General features: G+C 59.3%; 17 protein-coding genes and 1 pseudogene. 15 read left to right on the forward strand and 3 right to left on the reverse strand.

Going from position 1 to position 17,470, the window contains the following annotated elements:
* Positions 1 to 39: 39 nt before the first annotated feature.
* Entirely contained in the window at positions 40 to 1,821 is a 1,782-nt protein-coding gene (locus RT657_RS18675; RefSeq protein WP_313656265.1) for a thiamine pyrophosphate-requiring protein, read from the forward strand.
* Between the two features lie 96 nt (positions 1,822 to 1,917).
* Positions 1,918 to 2,760 carry an oxidoreductase gene (locus RT657_RS18680; protein WP_313656266.1) on the forward strand — a complete coding sequence of 281 codons (843 nt, stop codon included), beginning with the start codon at positions 1,918 to 1,920 and terminating at the stop codon, positions 2,758 to 2,760.
* 72 nt (positions 2,761 to 2,832) lie between these two features.
* Here the strand turns inward: RT657_RS18680 and RT657_RS18685 are convergent, their stop codons facing one another.
* On the reverse strand, positions 2,833 to 3,165 hold the full coding sequence (locus tag RT657_RS18685; protein ID WP_313656300.1) for a hypothetical protein: 333 nt from the start codon (positions 3,163 to 3,165) through the stop codon (positions 2,833 to 2,835).
* On the opposite strand from RT657_RS18685, the pseudogene RT657_RS18690 reads away from it, so the two are divergent.
* Positions 3,091 to 3,287: pseudogene (locus tag RT657_RS18690) on the forward strand (isochorismatase family protein); the annotation flags it as partial. The gene RT657_RS18685 and the pseudogene RT657_RS18690 overlap by 75 nt on opposite strands.
* 61 nt (positions 3,288 to 3,348) lie before the next feature.
* Here RT657_RS18690 and RT657_RS18695 read toward each other — a convergent pair.
* Complete coding sequence (locus RT657_RS18695) at positions 3,349 to 5,526, reverse strand: EAL domain-containing protein (RefSeq protein WP_313656268.1); 2,178 nt, start codon at positions 5,524 to 5,526, stop codon at positions 3,349 to 3,351.
* Positions 5,527 to 5,903: 377 nt separating this feature from the next.
* Between RT657_RS18695 and RT657_RS18700 the strand changes: the two genes are divergently transcribed.
* The 3 genes from RT657_RS18700 (at position 5,904) to RT657_RS18710 (ending at position 9,284) form a co-directional block, all read left to right on the forward strand.
* On the forward strand, positions 5,904 to 6,995 hold the full coding sequence (locus RT657_RS18700) for a mechanosensitive ion channel family protein (protein WP_313656269.1): 1,092 nt from the start codon (positions 5,904 to 5,906) through the stop codon (positions 6,993 to 6,995).
* A 769-nt stretch (positions 6,996 to 7,764) separates the two neighbouring features.
* A complete protein-coding gene (locus RT657_RS18705) occupies positions 7,765 to 8,478 on the forward strand; it encodes a bacteriorhodopsin (protein WP_313656270.1) in 714 nt (237 codons plus the stop codon).
* Positions 8,475 to 9,284, forward strand: coding sequence for a Brp/Blh family beta-carotene 15,15'-dioxygenase (locus tag RT657_RS18710; protein WP_313656272.1), 810 nt, complete (start codon positions 8,475 to 8,477; stop codon positions 9,282 to 9,284). The genes RT657_RS18705 and RT657_RS18710 overlap by 4 nt, the downstream gene beginning before the upstream one ends.
* A 78-nt stretch (positions 9,285 to 9,362) precedes the next feature.
* Here RT657_RS18710 and RT657_RS18715 read toward each other — a convergent pair whose 3' ends face one another.
* Positions 9,363 to 10,175 carry a hypothetical protein gene (locus RT657_RS18715; RefSeq protein WP_313656274.1) on the reverse strand — a complete coding sequence of 271 codons (813 nt, stop codon included), beginning with the start codon at positions 10,173 to 10,175 and terminating at the stop codon, positions 9,363 to 9,365.
* Positions 10,176 to 10,669: 494 nt separating this feature from the next.
* Here RT657_RS18715 and phnF point away from each other — a divergent pair, with 494 nt between their 5' ends.
* From phnF to phnN, 9 genes are read left to right on the forward strand one after another with little or no spacing between them, the layout of a single operon-like run.
* Positions 10,670 to 11,383 (forward strand): phosphonate metabolism transcriptional regulator PhnF, encoded by a 714-nt coding sequence (gene phnF / locus RT657_RS18720; RefSeq protein WP_313656295.1) that lies wholly within the window; start codon positions 10,670 to 10,672, stop codon positions 11,381 to 11,383.
* On the forward strand, positions 11,383 to 11,829 hold the full coding sequence (phnG, locus tag RT657_RS18725) for a phosphonate C-P lyase system protein PhnG (RefSeq protein WP_313656275.1): 447 nt from the start codon (positions 11,383 to 11,385) through the stop codon (positions 11,827 to 11,829). The genes phnF and phnG overlap by 1 nt, the downstream gene beginning before the upstream one ends.
* Entirely contained in the window at positions 11,829 to 12,404 is a 576-nt protein-coding gene (phnH, locus tag RT657_RS18730; RefSeq protein WP_313656276.1) for a phosphonate C-P lyase system protein PhnH, read from the forward strand. Before phnG ends, phnH begins: the two co-directional genes overlap by 1 nt.
* The gene (locus RT657_RS18735) at positions 12,404 to 13,480 is read left to right on the forward strand and encodes a carbon-phosphorus lyase complex subunit PhnI (protein ID WP_313656278.1); all 1,077 of its coding nucleotides are present in this window, start codon (positions 12,404 to 12,406) and stop codon (positions 13,478 to 13,480) included. The genes phnH and RT657_RS18735 overlap by 1 nt, the downstream gene beginning before the upstream one ends.
* The gene (locus RT657_RS18740; RefSeq protein WP_313656279.1) at positions 13,473 to 14,321 is read left to right on the forward strand and encodes an alpha-D-ribose 1-methylphosphonate 5-phosphate C-P-lyase PhnJ; all 849 of its coding nucleotides are present in this window, start codon (positions 13,473 to 13,475) and stop codon (positions 14,319 to 14,321) included. The genes RT657_RS18735 and RT657_RS18740 overlap by 8 nt, the downstream gene beginning before the upstream one ends.
* The gene (phnK, locus tag RT657_RS18745; RefSeq protein WP_313656280.1) at positions 14,311 to 15,072 is read left to right on the forward strand and encodes a phosphonate C-P lyase system protein PhnK; all 762 of its coding nucleotides are present in this window, start codon (positions 14,311 to 14,313) and stop codon (positions 15,070 to 15,072) included. The genes RT657_RS18740 and phnK overlap by 11 nt, the downstream gene beginning before the upstream one ends.
* Complete coding sequence (gene phnL / locus RT657_RS18750; RefSeq protein WP_313656282.1) at positions 15,073 to 15,786, forward strand: phosphonate C-P lyase system protein PhnL; 714 nt, start codon at positions 15,073 to 15,075, stop codon at positions 15,784 to 15,786. It begins immediately after the preceding gene.
* Positions 15,783 to 16,919, forward strand: a complete 1,137-nt coding sequence (gene phnM, locus RT657_RS18755; protein ID WP_313656283.1) for an alpha-D-ribose 1-methylphosphonate 5-triphosphate diphosphatase — start codon at positions 15,783 to 15,785, stop codon at positions 16,917 to 16,919. The genes phnL and phnM overlap by 4 nt, the downstream gene beginning before the upstream one ends.
* Positions 16,919 to 17,455, forward strand: coding sequence for a ribose 1,5-bisphosphokinase (phnN, locus tag RT657_RS18760; RefSeq protein WP_313656284.1), 537 nt, complete (start codon positions 16,919 to 16,921; stop codon positions 17,453 to 17,455). The genes phnM and phnN overlap by 1 nt, the downstream gene beginning before the upstream one ends.
* The last annotated feature ends 15 nt before the right edge of the window (positions 17,456 to 17,470 follow it).

Genomic DNA, 17,470 nt, shown 5'->3' on the forward strand with positions numbered 1-17,470 from the left:
CGCTTTAAGTCTGCATGGACTACGAGGGGAAACGCGACGATGAGCATGAAAACCAGTGATTTTTTTGTCCAGCGCCTGAAAGAGTGGGGTGTGACACGTATCTACGGCTACCCGGGAGATGGCATCAATGGGGTGCTGGGCGCAATTCAGCGTGCGAATGCTAAAGGAGAGGGCATCGAATTTATTCAGGTGCGGCACGAAGAGATGGCTGCCTTTATGGCCGCCGGACACGCAAAGTTCACCGGCGAGCTGGGGGTCTGCCTCTCTACCGGCGGACCGGGCGCCACCCACCTGCTGACCGGCCTCTACGACGCGAAAATGGATCATGCGCCGGTGCTGGCGATCGCCGGTCAGGCGGAAGCGACTGCCCGCGGGGCCAGCTATCAGCAGGAGATGAATCTGGACCGCATCTTCTCTGACGTCGCTAACTTTGTTCAGGAAGCCTCCGCCACCAGCCAGGTACGGCACCTGCTGGATCGCGGCGTGCGCATTGCCAAAGCGCAGAATGGCGTAGCGGTCATTATCATTCCTAAAGATATTCAGGATGAAGCGTGGGAGCCGCCGCAGCATCTGCACGGTTTTACCCATTCCGGTAGCGGTTATCAGCGTCCGAAAGTGGTGCCTTATCAGGCGGATTTGCAGCGCGCTGCTGACGTGCTGAACGCCGGTAAAAAGGTGGCAATCCTGATTGGTGCAGGCGCACGTGGCGCAGCTGTGGAAGTGGTTCAGGCCGCCAATGTGCTGGGTGCCGGTGTGGCAAAAGCCCTGCTGGGCAAGGATGTATTGCCGGACGATGCGCCTTTTGTTACCGGATCGATTGGCCTGCTCGGCACCAAACCCTCCTCCGATTTGATGCAGAACTGCGATACGTTGCTGATGATCGGCAGCGGCTTCCCGTGGACAGAATTTCTGCCAGAAGAGGGCAAGGCGCGGGCGGTCCAGATCGACATCGACCCCGCTATGCTGGGCCTGCGCTATCCCAGTGAGGTCAATCTGCATGGCGATGCGGCGGAAACGCTGCGTGCGCTGTTGCCGCTGCTGGAGCATAAGCAGGATCGCAGCTGGCAGGAAGAGATTGCCGTTCAGGTTCGTGACTGGTGGACGCTGATGGAGGAGCGCGCCATGGCGCCCGCCAATCCGGTTAACCCGCAGCGGGTGGTGTGGGAGATGTCACCCCAGCTTCCGGACAATACGATTGTGACCTCCGATTCCGGCTCGTGCGCCAACTGGTTTGCCCGCGATTACCGGGTTAAGCAGGGTCAGCGTGCCACGCTCTCTGGCGGGCTGGCCTGTATGGGTGCGGCGGTGCCCTATGCGATTGCGGCAAAATTTGCCCATCCGGAAAAACCGGTGGTGGCGCTGGTGGGCGATGGCGCCATGCAGATGAACAATATGGCCGAGCTGATCACCATTCAGAAATACTGGCAGCAATGGGCCGATCCACGCCTGATCGTCTGCGTGTTCAATAACCAGGATCTTAACCAGGTGACGTGGGAGCAGCGCGTAATGGAGGGCAATCCCCGTTTTGACGCCTCGCAGCAGTTGCCGGATGTGAAGTATGCCGAATTTGCCCAATCGCTGGGAATGGTCGGAATCTATGTCGATAATCCGGACAATCTGGCCGCGGCCTGGCAGCAGGCGCTCAGCGCCGACCGCCCGGTTTTACTGGAGGTGAAAACCGATCCGGAGGTCGCTCCGTTGCCGCCACACATCACCTTTAAACAGGCAAAAGCTTTTATGGCGTCCATGGCGAAGGGTGACCGCGGTGCGGCACAAATCATCAGTGACACCGCCAGCCAGCTGTTTCACAAAAAGCATTAGGGGCTAAATGGGGCTGTCGCGCCTCACTAACCTTATTCCCGGACGCTTTCGCGTCCGGGTTATTCGCCACTCATCTCACTTAACGGGAGTCTTACCATGGCTGCTCACTCCACCCCTGTCTGGCTGATATCAGGATGTTCGACCGGTTTTGGTCGCGAACTGGCACAGCAGACGATTGCGCGGGGTTTTAAGGTCATTGTCACGGCGCGAAACACCGATAAGATTGCTGATCTGGTCGAAGGGCACGACAACGCACGGGCGGTGGCTCTTGATGTGACACAGCCGGCGAGCATCGACCAGGCCGTACAGGCGGCACTGGACGCCTTTGGCACCATTGACGTACTGGTCAATAACGCTGGTTATGGCTATCAGAGTTCGATAGAAGAGGGCGTAGAGAGCGAAATCCGTGCGCAGTTCGATGCCAACGTGTTCGGCCTGTTTGCCCTGACCCGCGCCGTGCTGCCGGTCATGCGAAAAGCGCGCAGCGGCCACGTTATCAACATCACTTCAGTTGCGGGCTTAATTGGCTTTGCCAGTTCCGGCTACTACTCTGCCAGCAAACATGCGGTGGAGGGCTGGTCCGATGCTCTGGCGCTGGAGGCGGGCCCGCTGGGCATTCACGTCACCTGCGTCGAGCCTGGCCCGTTCCGCACCGACTGGGCGGGACGTTCACTGCATCAGACACCGAGCACGCTGCCGGATTATGCAGAGACCGCAGCCGCACGGATGAAAGCGACCGCCGAAAACAGCGGCACCCAGAAGGGCGATCCGGCGCGCGCCGCCAGGGCGATGATAGCTATTACGGAGGCGGAGCGTCCGCCACGCCATCTGGTGATGGGCGCCTGGGGGCATGAAGCCGTCATCAGCAAGCTCAAAGAGAGGCTGGCGGAAATTGAAGCCTGGAAACAGACGTCGGTCGGGACTGATTTTCCGGAATAGGGCGAGTGCAGTGTGGACAGCGTGACACCGCCTGCGGATGAGCCTGAAGAGTGTGAAAACAGAGAAGGCCCGTTAAGCGGGCCTTGCAGCGTAAGCGCGTGTTCCGGCTTCCTGCATTTCTCGCGCGTTAAACGCTGTCAGCTTGCGGGCAACAGGGCTGATGGCGAGCGCTTTCTGGCCTGAGCTAACGTAGTTCATTTTTAACCCAGGCATCGCGTCGTAGATCTCTTCCAGCGGCGTCGGACGATTACGGTCAGCAATTTCACCCGATGCAGCCTGGAAAAGAAAACCGCCGGTTGAGAAGCTTTCATCGTGACCGACGGGCGCTGGCGCGAAGCCAACGATCGCGGCTTTGATTGCCTGGTAATCTCTGACTGCTGCGCGGCGACCGAGCGGCATCATCATGAGGCGGCGCTAAGCATGATCCAGATGCAGGGGGGATCTTCGGTGCCGTTGCCTTCTCCGCTTCACTGCTGGACAGCCTGGGGGGGACGGTTAGCGTCAACATGCAAACAGGTGCTGCCTGACCGGTTTCAGGCAGCACCTGATGGCCTGCGCGCGTCATGGCGCTCAGGCCGCTTTTCGCAGTCACCTTTGCTGCGCGGATGAGGATTGTATCAGTGCCGCAAGCCGATCGGCGGGTACAGCCTGACTGAACAGATAGCCCTGCAGTTGATTACAGCCCGCATTCGCCAGCGCAGACATCTGGTCCGGCGTTTCGACACCTTCCGCCGTCACCATCAGACCCATGGCATGACCCAGTTTTACCACCGACTCCACAATCGCCATCGAATTTTCGGCCACGCCCAGCGACTGAGTGAAAGAGCGGTCGATTTTGATTTTATCCACGGGGAAGGTGCTGAGATAGTTGAGGCTGGAGTAGCCGGTGCCGAAGTCATCCAGCGCAATCCGGAAACCCGCTTCGCGCAACGCCACGATAATGGCGCGTGCCTCACGCTCATTTTCGATGAGTACCCCTTCGGTGATCTCCAGCTCCAGGCGCGCCGGGTTGCCGCCCTGCTCGCTGACGATAGTCATGACCCGCTCAATAAAGCCGGTAGAGCGAAACTGAACGGGTGAAACGTTGACCGCCACCAGCAGTTCAGGGAAGCGCTGCTGCGTCGCGCAGGCTTCGGCCAGTACCCACTCGCCCAGCGGAATAATCAGACCGGTTTCTTCAGCAATCGCAATAAATTCACCGGGTGCAATCGGGCCACGGGTCGGATGGTGCCAGCGCAGCAGCGCTTCAACGCCCACCATCTGCTGACCGCTAATGTCCATCAGCGGCTGATACCACACAGCCAGCCCCTGATGCTGTTGCAGTGCGATGCGCAGGTCGGCGGCAATAGTCTGGCGGGTGCGTACCGACTCATCCATTGCCCGTTCAAACTGACGGTATTTGCCCCGGCCGCCGTTTTTCGCGTCATAGAGCGCGATATCCGCTTTACGCATCAGCTCCATACGATCAACGCCATCTTTGGGGGCCAGCGACAGTCCGATACTGGCACCGCTCCAGACATCACTGCCGAACAGCGTAAAGGGCCGGCCCAGCTCGTCAATGATGCGCTGCGCCAGACTCTGCACCTGGCCAATGTTTTCAACCTCCTGCATTACGACAATAAATTCATCGCCGCCGAGGCGTCCCACGGTATCGCTGGCGCGCACCAGACAGCTCAGACGCTGTGCCACTGCGATAATCAGCTCATCGCCGGCATGATGACCGTGGGTGTCATTGATGGTTTTAAACCGGTCGAGGTCGATGAGCAGCAGCGCCACCCGCTGATCGTGACGTGTTGCCAGCGCCAGCGCCTGGGTCAGGCGATCCTCCACCAGCGCACGGTTAGGCAAGCCGGTGAGCACGTCATGAAACGCCAGGTGCTGCGCCTGCGCCTCCGAAGCGCCGAGTCTGAGCATCGACTGAGAGAGGTTGACCGAAGAGTGCCAGAGCCGTCGCACCATATAGAGGCAGAGCAGGGTTATGGCGAGCACCGCCAGCCCGGTAGAGGGGCCGATGGTTCGCAGCATGTCCGCACCGGGACGGGCGGGGATCCAGTTAAGGTAGCCCACCGGATCGCCCGCCTGCGCAATCAGCAGATAGCGGGCGCTGGCGTCCGGCTGTGGCGAACCATCGGAGAAGTGTAACCCCTGAAGCTGATTGCGTTCCGCCAGGCTGGCCAGATAACCATCATCCAGAAACTTCAGGCTCACCAGCCGGAAGCCTGGCAGGGGATCGCTTTCCTGCCGGACAGCCCCCACGGCCAGTGCCGCAGCACGCTGTGTCACGCGGGCATAATCGGCATTATCCTGGCGACCCGGATTGCTGACCAGCGGGTGATGCATGACCTCAGCAATCAGCGGATTGCGATCCGGATCGGCAACCGGCTGGCCTTCACGCCAGACCCGGACAATTGCATTTTGCGGACCCAGCACCATGATCAGCTGATGCCCAAACATCTCATAAAGCCACTCGCCAATATTCTCATCCAGCCATGTGTCACTGTGACCCGCCGCCAGGTGCTGCTGCAAGGGTGCCCAGCGTGACAGGCTGTGCAACTGGCGCAGATGTTCACTCAGACTTTGTGAAAAAGAGGCTTCAATCATCCGTTGCTGCTGATGCCGTGCTTCACTGTTGGTCAGCGATGTGCCGGCAAACAGCGCAGCGCCTGCACCGGTAAACGTCAGCAGTAAGATCGCCACCAGCGGCACCAGCACTTCGCGCAAAAAACTGCGCCGGAAATCAGAGGAAAGTTTAAGCGTGCTAATCATATTTTTGTTCTTCTCTGCATCAGGGGAACAGCTTAAAAATTAGCAGATGTCAGCCGATCGTCCATGCTGATCCTGATTTCGCAAGCGGCGTAAAGGCGGGTTTTCGCTGACCGCTATTTGCAACAGAACCTGTCTTTTGTATCAGTTAATTTAATGAAGTGGATCCGGTCGGCAGTCAAAGAAACTGACAGTGTGCGAGGTGGGCAGGATGACAGGCGTGAAGGCATCAGTGCCCGTATTCCCTGTGAACTTCGCGCCTATGGTTCATACTTGTAGACGCTGATTATTTGACGAGCGGATAACCGTGAAGGCAACGGTTACTGCATCTATTATTTGCCTGCCAGCCTGAAGCTGTCAGCTGACTGAAAGGGAAAATAATGCCATTGTTATTCGGTGAGTTATCTGGTTTCCCATCGTGGGTGCCTGTTGTATTACTCGTCTCGCTCTCCTTTGTACTCGGTTTTCTGGCCCGCCTGATCCTGCTCGGGTTTATTCGTTACTGGCAGAGCCGTGACAGAAAACTGTTTAAATCGCTCGAGAAACATCTCAGTGGCTCCATGTTTTTCTTCATTCCGCTTCTGATGATCAATGTCGGCATCCAATACATTAATTTCCATCCTGATTCACTGGATTTAATCACCAACATCATCAATGTCTTTATCATTATGTCCTTCTGCTCGGTCCTGATCCGGCTGACCAATGTGGCGCAGGATATGCTCTATATCCGCTATGACATCAATATTTCCAATAACCTGCGTGCGCGCAAAATTCGCACCCAGATTATCTATGTCAAAAAAGTGGTGATTGTTATCCTGGTTCTCTTTTGTGTGTCGCTGATTTTGCTGAGCTTCCCCGGCGTCCGGAAATTCGGCACCACCATCCTGGCCGGTGCCGGTGTGGCCGGGATTATTATCGGTTTTGCTCTGCAGAAGTCGCTGGTCAATCTGTTTGCCGGTATCCAGATCGCCTTTACCCAGCCGATTAAGATTGATGATGCAGTGGTGGTGGAAAAAGAGTGGGGCTGGATAGAGGAGATCAATCTGACCTACGTGGTAGTGCGAATCTGGGATTTGCGCCGTCTGGTACTGCCCATCACCTATTTTACCGAAAACCCGTTCCAGAACTGGACGCGCAATAACGCTCAGATCTTAGGATCGGTGTTTCTCTACGTCGACTACTCAATGCCGCTGGAGCCGCTGCGCCGGCATTTTGAAAAGGTACTGAGCGAAACGCGACTCTGGGATGGGGAAACGCAGGTGTTGCAGGTGACCGATACCACCGAAAAGACCATGACTATCAGGATGCTGATGACTGCGCAGAACTCACCGATCGCTTTCGATCTGCGCTGCTACGTGCGGGAAAAGATGATCGCGTTCATTCAGCAGAAATACCCGCAAAGCCTGCCACTGGTCAGGGCATCACTGACGGACAGCGTAAGTGAGAAGGAGACGCGAGAGCGCACTGAGTGACAGAAATCAGAAAGCAGAGCGGCCGCCCGGACAGGAAACCTGACTAAACGGGCGGGCGTTCTATTGTCTGAAGCCGCCTTAACATGGCGCGACCGGAAGTGCGTCTGACGCTGACAGACAGGGTGGCCTCTGCGCGGAGCGACGGCGTCAGTCAGGAAATACGCCAGCGCCTGTTAACCCCAGGTGTTTTTAAACGCATTCTCCTCTCTGTTGTCGCACGGCGGCGTCTGGATCATTTCAACGAATAAAGCCTTGTGCCCAACTCTCCTCCTCTATTTTCGCCGCTATCGACGCCTGAACGTTTCGAAATAAGTTTTGGGCCGACAGGATATTGCCTGGCTGGCGCATAAAGTATTTTCATTTCATAGACGTTTGCTGTGCTTTTTCCAGCCAAAAATATTGGTTTTGCAATTGCTCAATCCAGTAAAGATATAAATTCATCCCGAAGAGGGGATTGTTAACGTGATGATAATTAATGAGTTAAATGTTTTTTCAGAGGGGGTTGCGCTCTTAAAGGGCGGTGAGAATGAAATCTGCAGAAACAGATTATTACATTGTCAGCTTATGTAAAGGAGAAAAGGCAACCGGAAAAGGGGAGAATTCGAGCAGTTTTTTTGAAAATTAAATCTCTCTGTGCCTGCGATAAGCAGAACGCGAATCCTGCCATATACTTTACGCATATTCACGTAATGAATATACATGGGATTTTAACGCTATTTATTGCAGCACTGCGAACGTTTTCCGGCGTCTCAGTACAGGAGAGAGTAAAATGGATCAAACCGCATTTATGATCGGGTTTTCGATCATGGCTATCGCATCACTGGTTATTTACGCCACAGGCGGCAAACAGTTTCCTTCCCGTCACCATACGCTGATGCACGCTTCCGTGCCGTTTATCGCGGCGACGGCCTATCTGGCTATGGCCATGGGATTCGGCAATCTTATGCTGGACAATGGCATCACCGTCTATCTTGCACGCTATGCCGACTGGTCTGTCACCACCCCGATTCTGCTGGCCGGACTGGTGATGCTGGCCTTCCATGACGAAGGCAAGCCGGGTGAGATGGGCGGCTTTCTGACGGCCATCATCGTGCTGGATGTCATGATGATCATCACCGGTCTGATCTCATCGCTGGCTGAAAGTAGTGCTGCGAAATGGGTCTGGTATCTCTGGTCCTGTGCCGCATTTCTGGGTGTGGTTTACCTGCTCTGGGGTCCGCTGCGTACGATTGCTGCAGCGCGGGGACACGCTATGGCGGCAGCGTACAACAAAAACGTGGCGCTACTGACTGTGGTCTGGTTCATCTACCCGATTGTTTTCCTGGTGGGTCCGGAAGGTCTTCGGATTATTACCGATCAGACCTCTGTCTGGACGTTTTTGATTCTGGATGTCATCGCTAAGGTTTTCTATGCCTTTTATGCGGCCGCCAACCTCAAAAATGCGCTTTCACAGAGCCGCTATGCGGGTAAAGCAAGCGCATGATCCGGTTGAGGCAGGGCGGATGGGCGGGACTCTGGGGGGCTGCTTTTGTTGCCTCGCTGAGCCCCCTGTCTGTTCAGCTGGGCTTTGCGGTGATAGCAATTGGCTTTATCGGGATGGCACACGGTGCCAGCGATCTTGAAGTCGTCAGGCGCGAACGCCGGCTGCCGTTTCTCGTGGCCTATGGGCTGGTTATCGTGCTCTGTCTGTTCTGGTGGCATAATAATTCAGCCCTCGCACTGCCCGGATTTTTGCTGGCTTCCGCGATACACTTTACCCTTGAGGATGCTCCTCGCGGGCATCTCATCGAGCGCCTGGCGCGGGGGATCGGCATGATTACGATCCCTGCCACGCTGCATCTGAATTCGTTCAGTACCATTCTGTATCAGGCCGGCCTGACGTCGGCCATACCCGATTCTGTCGCCGCAGGCATTGCGCTGACGGGTGGGATATGTGCGGTGGGGCTGATTGTCACTGGCGTACGTCGTCACAACATCTCACTGATTACTGGCATACTGGCGCTGCTGCTGTTGCCGCCGTTTGTCGGTTTCTCCATGGGTTTTTTAATTCTGCATGCGCTGCCGCAGACCCGGTTACGGCGCGATCAGCTTGGATGTCGCAGCTACAACAGCTATCTGTACGCCACATGGCCCATACTCACGGCAGCGATTCTGCTGGCGGCAGCAACCGCCGTGATGATGCATCCCGCCGACAGGGCAGGTATCCAGTCGCTCTTTGCTGCGCTGGCTGCGCTGGCGATCCCTCACATGCTCATTACGCCCTGGTTTGAACCGCAGCAGCAGGCATAAAACAGGTTGCGCAGGTGACAGGCACATCGCCTTCACCCACGCCAGACGCAGTATAAAACGCGTGCAGAGCTGCTGGGGTTAACGCAGCGAAAAGCCTGCGTCAGCGTGTTCAGCCTTATGAACAAACTGCGCGATGCGCGATTCCAGTTGGGCGATATGGTCGTAGCTGATGCGTTTGAAGAAATCGCTGTCACTACTCTGGCTGACCACCTGCCGGAATCCGGTCAGCCAGCCGGCGCTGCTGCCTGGTGTATCCGTGAGGCTGAACAGGGTATCGCGTTCTTTCTGCGTGTCATGTGCTCCACGACTCAGCAGATCAAGCTGCTGCTGAAACTGGTTAACGCCTGCGCTGTCGCCATTCTGCCGGGCAATGTCCAGTGACTGCTGAGTGAGATCGTGCAGCAGCGTATCCTGCGCTTTTACCTTATCTTCGACAAATTTTGCCACTTCACGGTAGCTGTCTGCCTGTTTTTCCTGGGGAACAAAGCGTTCAACCAGCTTATTCAGCATGCCTTTTGTAACGGCAAGATCCATGGAAAGCGTCGTGGAGTTACCTGAACCGCTGTAGGATTGCAGCGCGTCTGAAATCAGTCCGGCCATATCGGCTTTAGAGAGGGTAGCATCGGACTGCAGGGCGGAAAAATGGGTGTCGATAGCGTTGGTAATGCCATTGGTGGCAGGGCCGCTCTTATTGATTATGCCGTTGCGCAGCTGAATCACCTCATTCAGATTCTTATCCCGGGCCGCCTGACTGAGCTGCGGCAGGGCGGAAGGCGCCGGGTCGATCAGTCTGCTGACCTGCTCTTTGGTCAGCGCGATCGTTTTTGGCAGAGCTGCCTGCTTGCTGAACAGGTCTGCGCCTGCCGGGCTGTTTTCAGATAAGCTAATCATTACTCTCTCCATGTTGTGTCAAAAAAGCCTGCTCATAATATCGGCCATCTGTTAACCAACTTTATGTTTTCCACCAGGCCGAATGCCGTTCTGTTACTGCCGTCAAAAAACGGGCCCGTCAGAAAAGGGCCGTGGCTGAAGCTGAAGCTGATTAACCAGTTGATTTTAAAATTATTAAAAGAGTGATGATGTTGTACTACCTATACCCGCATCGCCATCCCTCTCTTTCATCCTCCGGAAAAGCCGACGGCCCGGATTAATCCTGCTGATGTTCAGATGCTGCTGGTGGCTTCAGAGCCTGGGCGAGAGCGGCAGCCTGTTTATCATTTCTGCACGGCCACTCTTCAGGTGTTCGCCGTGTCACCCCGGCATCACCTTCACCACTCTTTCACCGCGCCGTCACGGTTCTGTCATCTGACCCCCGCAAGCTAACCCTATCCCGCAGCGCCTTATCACTGCGTTACCACTCTGCAACCCGTGAGGATTTCATCGTGATGGAGTTATCCAGACATCCGACCACTGTCTATCAGGCTGTTGCCGCCCAACTGGAGCAGGCGCTGAAAGAGCGTTATCGCTGCGGTGACTATCTGCCCTCCGAGCAACAGCTTGCCGATCACTACGACGTGAACCGCCACACGCTGCGCCGGGCAGTGGATGAGCTGGTGCAGAAAGGCCTGCTCCAGCGCCGCCACGGCGTCGGCATCCTGGTACTGATGCGACCCTATGACTATCCGCTGCATGCGCAGGCGCGCTTCAGCCAGAACCTGCTGGAGCAGGGCAGCCACCCGACCAGTGAACGGCTGCTGGCGGTGCTGCGTCCGGCCAGCAACGACGTCGCCAGTGCACTGGGCGTGAAAGAGGGCGACAACGTCATTCATCTGCGCACCCTGCGCCGCGCCAACGGCGTGCCGCTCTGTCTGATCAACCATTTCCTGGCCGATCTCAGCTGGTGGCCACAGCTTCAGCATTTTAACAGCGGGTCGCTGCACGACTTTCTGGTGGAGCACACCGGCAAACAGCTGGTGCGTACCCAGACGCGCATCAGCACCCGCCGCGCGCAGGCCAGAGAGTGCCGCCAGCTCGATATCGCCCTGCATGCGCCGCTGCTCTGCGTGCGCACCCTGAACAAAACCTGCGATGGCGCGCTGGCGGAATACTCCGTCAGCCTGACGCGCGGTGACATGATCGAACTGACCCTGGAGCACTAATGGAACAGCAAACGGATCGCCAGCGCTGGCTGTCGGTACTGGCCCACAGCAACGCCGTCATGCTGGAAACACACTGGCAGGCGCTTAATCTTCAGCCCGCATTCACCCTGGTCCGTCCGGCCGAGATCGGGCTGACGCGGCTTCAGGCGCGGATGGGCGCGACCGGCAACCGCTTTGTCATGGGTGATGCCACGGTGACGCGCGCGGTGGTGCAGTTGCAGGATGGCACCCTGGGCTACAGCTATCTGCTGGGGCGCGACAAAGCGCACGCCGAACGCTGCGCCCTGCTGGATGCGCTGTTGCAGCAGCCGGAAACCCGGCCGTTGCTGGAAGAGAAGATTATTACCCCGCTGGCGGCGTGGCGCGATGAGCAGCGTCAGCTGCGCGCCCGTGAAATCGCCAGCAGCAAAGTGGATTTCTTTACGCTGGTTCGCGGAGATAACTGATGACTTTACTGGCAAGTTTTAACCATCCGGTGGCGGATGCCCAGCGCGCATTTCGCCGCATTCTGAAAGCGATGAGCGAGCCGGGCGTCATGGTGTCGCTGCCCCTGCAGCAGGGCTGGGGCGCACTGTCGCCCGCCGCCACGGCGCTGCTGCTGACGCTGGTCGATCAGGAGAGCCCAGTCTGGCTGGATGCAAAAATCGACAGCGAGCAGCTGCGCAGCAACCTGCGTTTTCATACCGGCGCGCGGGTCAGCAGTGGGCAGGATGCGCCGTTCGCCCTGAGCCATGCAGCGGCGCAGCCCGATCCGGCGCTGTTCGCGGCCGGTGACCCTCTCTCACCGGAAAAAAGCACTACGTTGATCATCGACGTGCCGTCGCTGAATGGCGGCTTAACGCTGCGCCTCTCCGGACCGGGCCTGCGGGAAACCCGCGCCATTGCGCCGCAGCTGCCGGAGAGCGTGCTGGCCTATCTGCGCGCCCGGCCGCATCCGTTCCCGCAGGGCGTGGATCTGATCTTCACCTGTGGCGAGGCGATGATGGCTGTGCCGCGCACTACCGTTGTGGAGGTGTGCTGATGTATGTCGCGGTGAAAGGGGGTGAAAAAGCGATTTCAAATGCCCATCAGCTGCAGGCCGACCTGCGGCGGGGCGATCGGGCGGTCGCTGAACTCGGCTGCGATCAGGTGGCGCAGCAGCTCGGGCTGGCGGTCGATCGGGTAATGACAGAAGGCGGCATCTGTGATCCGGAACTGGCGGCCCTGGCGATTAAGCAGGCCAGCGGCGATCTGGTTGAGGCGATCTTCCTGCTGCGCGCCTATCGCACCACGCTGCCCCGGCTGGCGGAAAGCAGGCCGCTGGCGACCGGCGCGATGCGCATCGAACGCCGCATCTCCGCCGTCTATAAAGATCTGCCGGGCGGCCAGGTACTGGGGCCGACCTGTGATTACAGCCATCGTCTGCTCGACTTTATGCTGCTGGCCAACGGCGAGACACCGGTCGCGCCGCGCGACGATTGCCAGATCACTGAGGCGTGCCCGCATATATTCAGCATGATGAGCAGTGAAGGGCTGGCCGCCGAAGAGGTGGATGACGGCAGTGAGCCTGCCGATGTCACCCGCGAGCCGATGCAATTCCCCGCCTCACGCGCTGCACGGCTGCAGCAACTGGTGCGCGGCGATGAAGGCTTTCTGCTGGCGCTGGGCTACTCGACCCAGCGCGGTTATGGCCGCACCCACCCGTTTGCCGGTGAGATCCGCACCGGCTATCTCAGCGTCTGCCTCTGTCCTGAAGAGCTGGGTTTTGAGCTGGAGATTGGCGAACTGCTGCTGACGGAGTGTGAAATGGTCAACGGCGTGGCCCACAACGAGGCGGCGGCACCGCACTTCACCCGCGGCTACGGCCTGGTTTTTGGCCGCGCCGAACGCAAGGCGATGGCGATGGCGCTGGTGGATCGGGCACTGCAGAGCCGCGAACAGCAGGAGCGCATTACCAGCCCGGCGCAGGATGAGGAGTTTGTGCTGTCACACGCCGACAACGTCGAAGCCGCGGGCTTTGTCTCGCATCTTAAGCTGCCGCACTATGTTGATTTCCAGGCCGAGCTGGCGTTGCTCAGACAGCTGCAGCACGATTATCAGGAGCGCCAGCATGGCTGAACTCACCGGCTACAACAACGGCTATCTCGACGAGCAGACCAAACGCACCATCCGCCGCGCCATCCTGAAAGCGGTGGCGATCCCCGGCTATCAGGTACCGTTCGCCGGACGTGAGATGCCGATGCCTTACGGCTGGGGCACCGGCGGCATCCAGATCACCGCCAGCGTGATTGGCGATCAGGATGTGCTCAAGGTGATCGACCAGGGCGCGGATGACACCACCAATGCGGTGTCGATCCGCCACTTCTTTCAGCGGGTCAGCGGTGCGGCCACCACCGAACGCACCACCGATGCGACCCTGATCCAGACGCGTCATCGCATCCCGGAAACGCCGCTGAAGGAGGATCAGATCCTGATTTTCCAGGTGCCAATCCCGGAACCGCTGCGTTTTATCGAACCGCGCGAAACCGAAACCCGTCTCCTGCATGCGCTGGAGGAGTACGGCATCATGCAGGTGAAGCTCTACGAGGATATCGCCCGCTATGGCCATATCGCCACCACCTACGCCTATCCGGTCAGGGTCAACGGGCGCTATGTGATGGATCCCTCGCCGATCCCCAAATTCGACAATCCGAAAATGGACATGATGCCCGCGCTGCAGCTGTTTGGTGCCGGGCGCGAAAAGCGCATCTACGCGTTGCCGCCTTACACCCGCGTGGAGAGCCTCGACTTCGACGATCACCCCTTCACGGTCCAGCAGTGGGAGGAACCCTGCGCACTGTGCGGCTCGCGCCACAGCTATCTGGATGAAGTAGTGATGGATGACCAGGGGACGCGGATGTTTGTCTGCTCCGACACCGATTTTTGCCATCAGCAGCAGGAACAGCACCATGCACAGTGAACAGCCGCTGCTTGCGGTCAGTCAGCTCACTCATCTCTATGCGCCGGGCAAAGGGTTTGAGCAGGTCAGTTTCGATCTTTATCCCGGTGAGGTGCTGGGAATTGTCGGCGAGTCCGGCTCTGGTAAAACCACGCTGCTGCAGAGCCTGTCGGCGCGTCTGGCGCCTCAGCAGGGCATCATTCTCTATCGGGGAGGCGATCTCTGGCAGATGAGCGAGAGCGACCGCCGTCGCCTGTTGCGCACCGAGTGGGGCGTGGTGCATCAGCATCCGATGGCAGGGCTGCGTTCGCAGGTCAGCGCAGGGGGCAACATCGGCGAACGGCTGATGGCGACCGGGCAGCGCCACTATGGCGACATTCGTGCCGCGGCGAGCCGCTGGCTGCAGGCGGTGGAGATCGATGCCGGTCGCATCGACGATCTGCCCACCACCTTTTCCGGCGGCATGCAGCAGCGTCTGCAGATCGCCCGCAACCTGGTGACGCAGCCGCAGCTGCTGTTTATGGATGAGCCGACCGGCGGGCTGGATGTCTCCGTGCAGGCGCGCCTGCTGGATCTGCTGCGCACGCTGGTGCGTGAGCTGAATCTGGCCGTGATCATCGTCACTCACGATCTCGGCGTGGCGCGACTGCTGGCGCATCGCCTGCTGGTGATGAAACAGGGGCGGGTGGTGGAAAGCGGTCTGACCGACCGCGTGCTGGACGATCCTCACCATCCCTACACTCAACTGCTGGTCTCTTCGGTGCTCAATTAAATGATGACGAACCGTGCCCGCCTGCGGGTTGAAAATCTCTGCAAGACCTTTGTGCTGCATAACCAGAACGGCGCGGCGCTGCCGGTGCTGCACAACGCCAGCCTGACGGTGAACGAGGGCGAATGCGTGGTGCTGCACGGCCACTCCGGCAGCGGCAAATCCACGCTGCTGCGGGCGCTGTATGGCAACTATCAGCCCGACAGCGGCCATATCCGTGTCGCCCATCAGGGTGACTGGATCGACATGGCGCAGGCCCCGGCGCGGCAGATTATTGCGCTGCGGCGCGATACGCTGGGCTGGGTCAGCCAGTTTCTGCGGGTGATTCCGCGGGTGCCGACGCTGGAGATTGTGATGCAGCCGCTGCTGGAGCGCGGCGTTGAGCGCGCCCTCTGCGAGGCGCGGGCCGCTGAACTGCTGAGCCGCCTGAATGTCCCGCAGCGCCTCTGGCCACTGGCTCCTTCCACCTTCTCCGGCGGCGAGCAACAGCGGGTTAACATCGCACGCGGCTTTATCGCTGACTATCCGGTGCTGCTGCTGGATGAGCCGACCGCCTCACTCGACAGTGTGAACAGCGCGGCGGTGGTGGAATTAATTGAACAGGCGCGCGCCCGGGGTGCCGCCATCGTCGGTATTTTTCACGATCGGGCTGTGCGTGAGCGGGTAGCCGATCGGCTGCACCTGATGCAGCCGATCGAAACAGGAGCGCAGGCATGATCATCAATAACGTCAGGCTGGTGCTGGAAAACGAAGTGGTGAGCGGCTCGCTGGAGTTTCGTGATGAGCGTATCAGCAGCTTCAGCGAAATCCGCAGCCAGCAGCCGGGAGCGCTGGATGGTGAAGGAGCCTGGTTGCTGCCGGGGCTGGTGGAGCTGCACACGGATAATCTCGATAAATTTTTCACGCCGCGCCCCAAAGTAGACTGGCCCGCCCATTCGGCGATGAGCAGTCACGATGCGCTGATGGTCTCCAGCGGCATCACCACTGTGCTGGACGCGATTGGCGTCGGCGATGTGCGCGACGGCGGGCACCGTCTGGATAACCTCAGCAAAATGATCGACGCCATCCGCGACAGCAACCGTAAAGGGCTGAACCGGGCCGAGCATCTGCTGCATCTGCGCTGTGAGCTGCCGCATCCCACCACGGCGTCACTGTTTGAGGCGCTGATGGGCACCCCGGAGCTGGCGCTGGTTTCGCTGATGGATCATTCACCGGGCCAGCGGCAGTTCGCCTCGCTGACCAAATATCGCGAATATTATCAGGGCAAGTATCAGCTCAGTGATGCGGAGATGCATCAGTTCGAACATGACCAGCTCACCCTGGCGGCGGCGTGGTCGCAGCCCAATCGCGAGACGATAGCCGGGCTCTGCCGGGAACATGGCATCGCCATCGCCAGCCATGACGACGCTACCGCTGCCCATGTTGAAGAGTCGCACGCGGCGGGCAGCCGCATCGCCGAGTTCCCGACCACGCTGGAGGCGGCGCGCGCCTCGTGCTACCGCAACATGCAGGTGCTGATGGGCGCGCCCAACATCGTGCGTGGCGGATCCCACTCCGGCAATGTCGCCGCCTGGGAGCTGGCCGCCAGCGGGCTGCTGAACATCCTCTCTTCCGATTACTACCCGGCCAGCCTGCTGGATGCCGCGTTCCGGCTGGCGCAGGATGCCCGCAACAGCCTGGACATAGCGCAGGCTGTTGCGCTGGTCACCTGCAATCCGGCGCGCGCGCTGGGGCTGTTTGATCGCGGGGTGATCGCCGAAGGCTGCCGCGCCGATCTGGTGCTGGCCCATACCGCCCACGGCTATCCGCATGTGCGGCACGTCTGGAGCAAAGGCCGGCAGGTCTACTGATGGCGCGGCTCATCTGGCTGACCGGCCCCTCCGGGTCAGGTAAGGATAGCCTGCTGGATGCGCTGCGTGCAGCACCGCCGCCCCGGCTGCTGATCGCCCATCGCTACATCACCCGCGCCGCCGATGCGGGTGGTGAGAACCATGTGGCGCTGAGCGAAGCGGAGTTTACCCGCCGCGCCGCGCTGGGGCTGTTCGCGGTGAGCTGGCAGGCGCACGGCTTCCGTTATGGTATCGGCTGTGAGGCGGAGCAGTGGCTGGCGCGCGGGCAGAGTGTGGTGGTGAACGGCTCACGGCTGCATCTGGCCCAGGCGCAGGCCCGTTTCGGCGCGCAGTTGCTGCCGGTCTGTCTGCAGGTTTCCCCCGCGGTGCTGGCGGCGCGGCTGCGCCAGCGCGGACGGGAAGATGAGGCAGAGATTGCCCGGCGGCTGGCCCGCGCGGCGCAGCCCCAGCCCGACGGCTGCCTGATCCTTAATAACGATGGCGCCCTGGCGGAGACCGTCCGGCAGCTGCGCCAGCTTCTGGAGGCGCATCCATGACGCGGACGCAACCCG

The organism is Pantoea sp., from assembly GCF_032114055.1.
Lineage (GTDB): Bacteria > Pseudomonadota > Gammaproteobacteria > Enterobacterales > Enterobacteriaceae > Pantoea.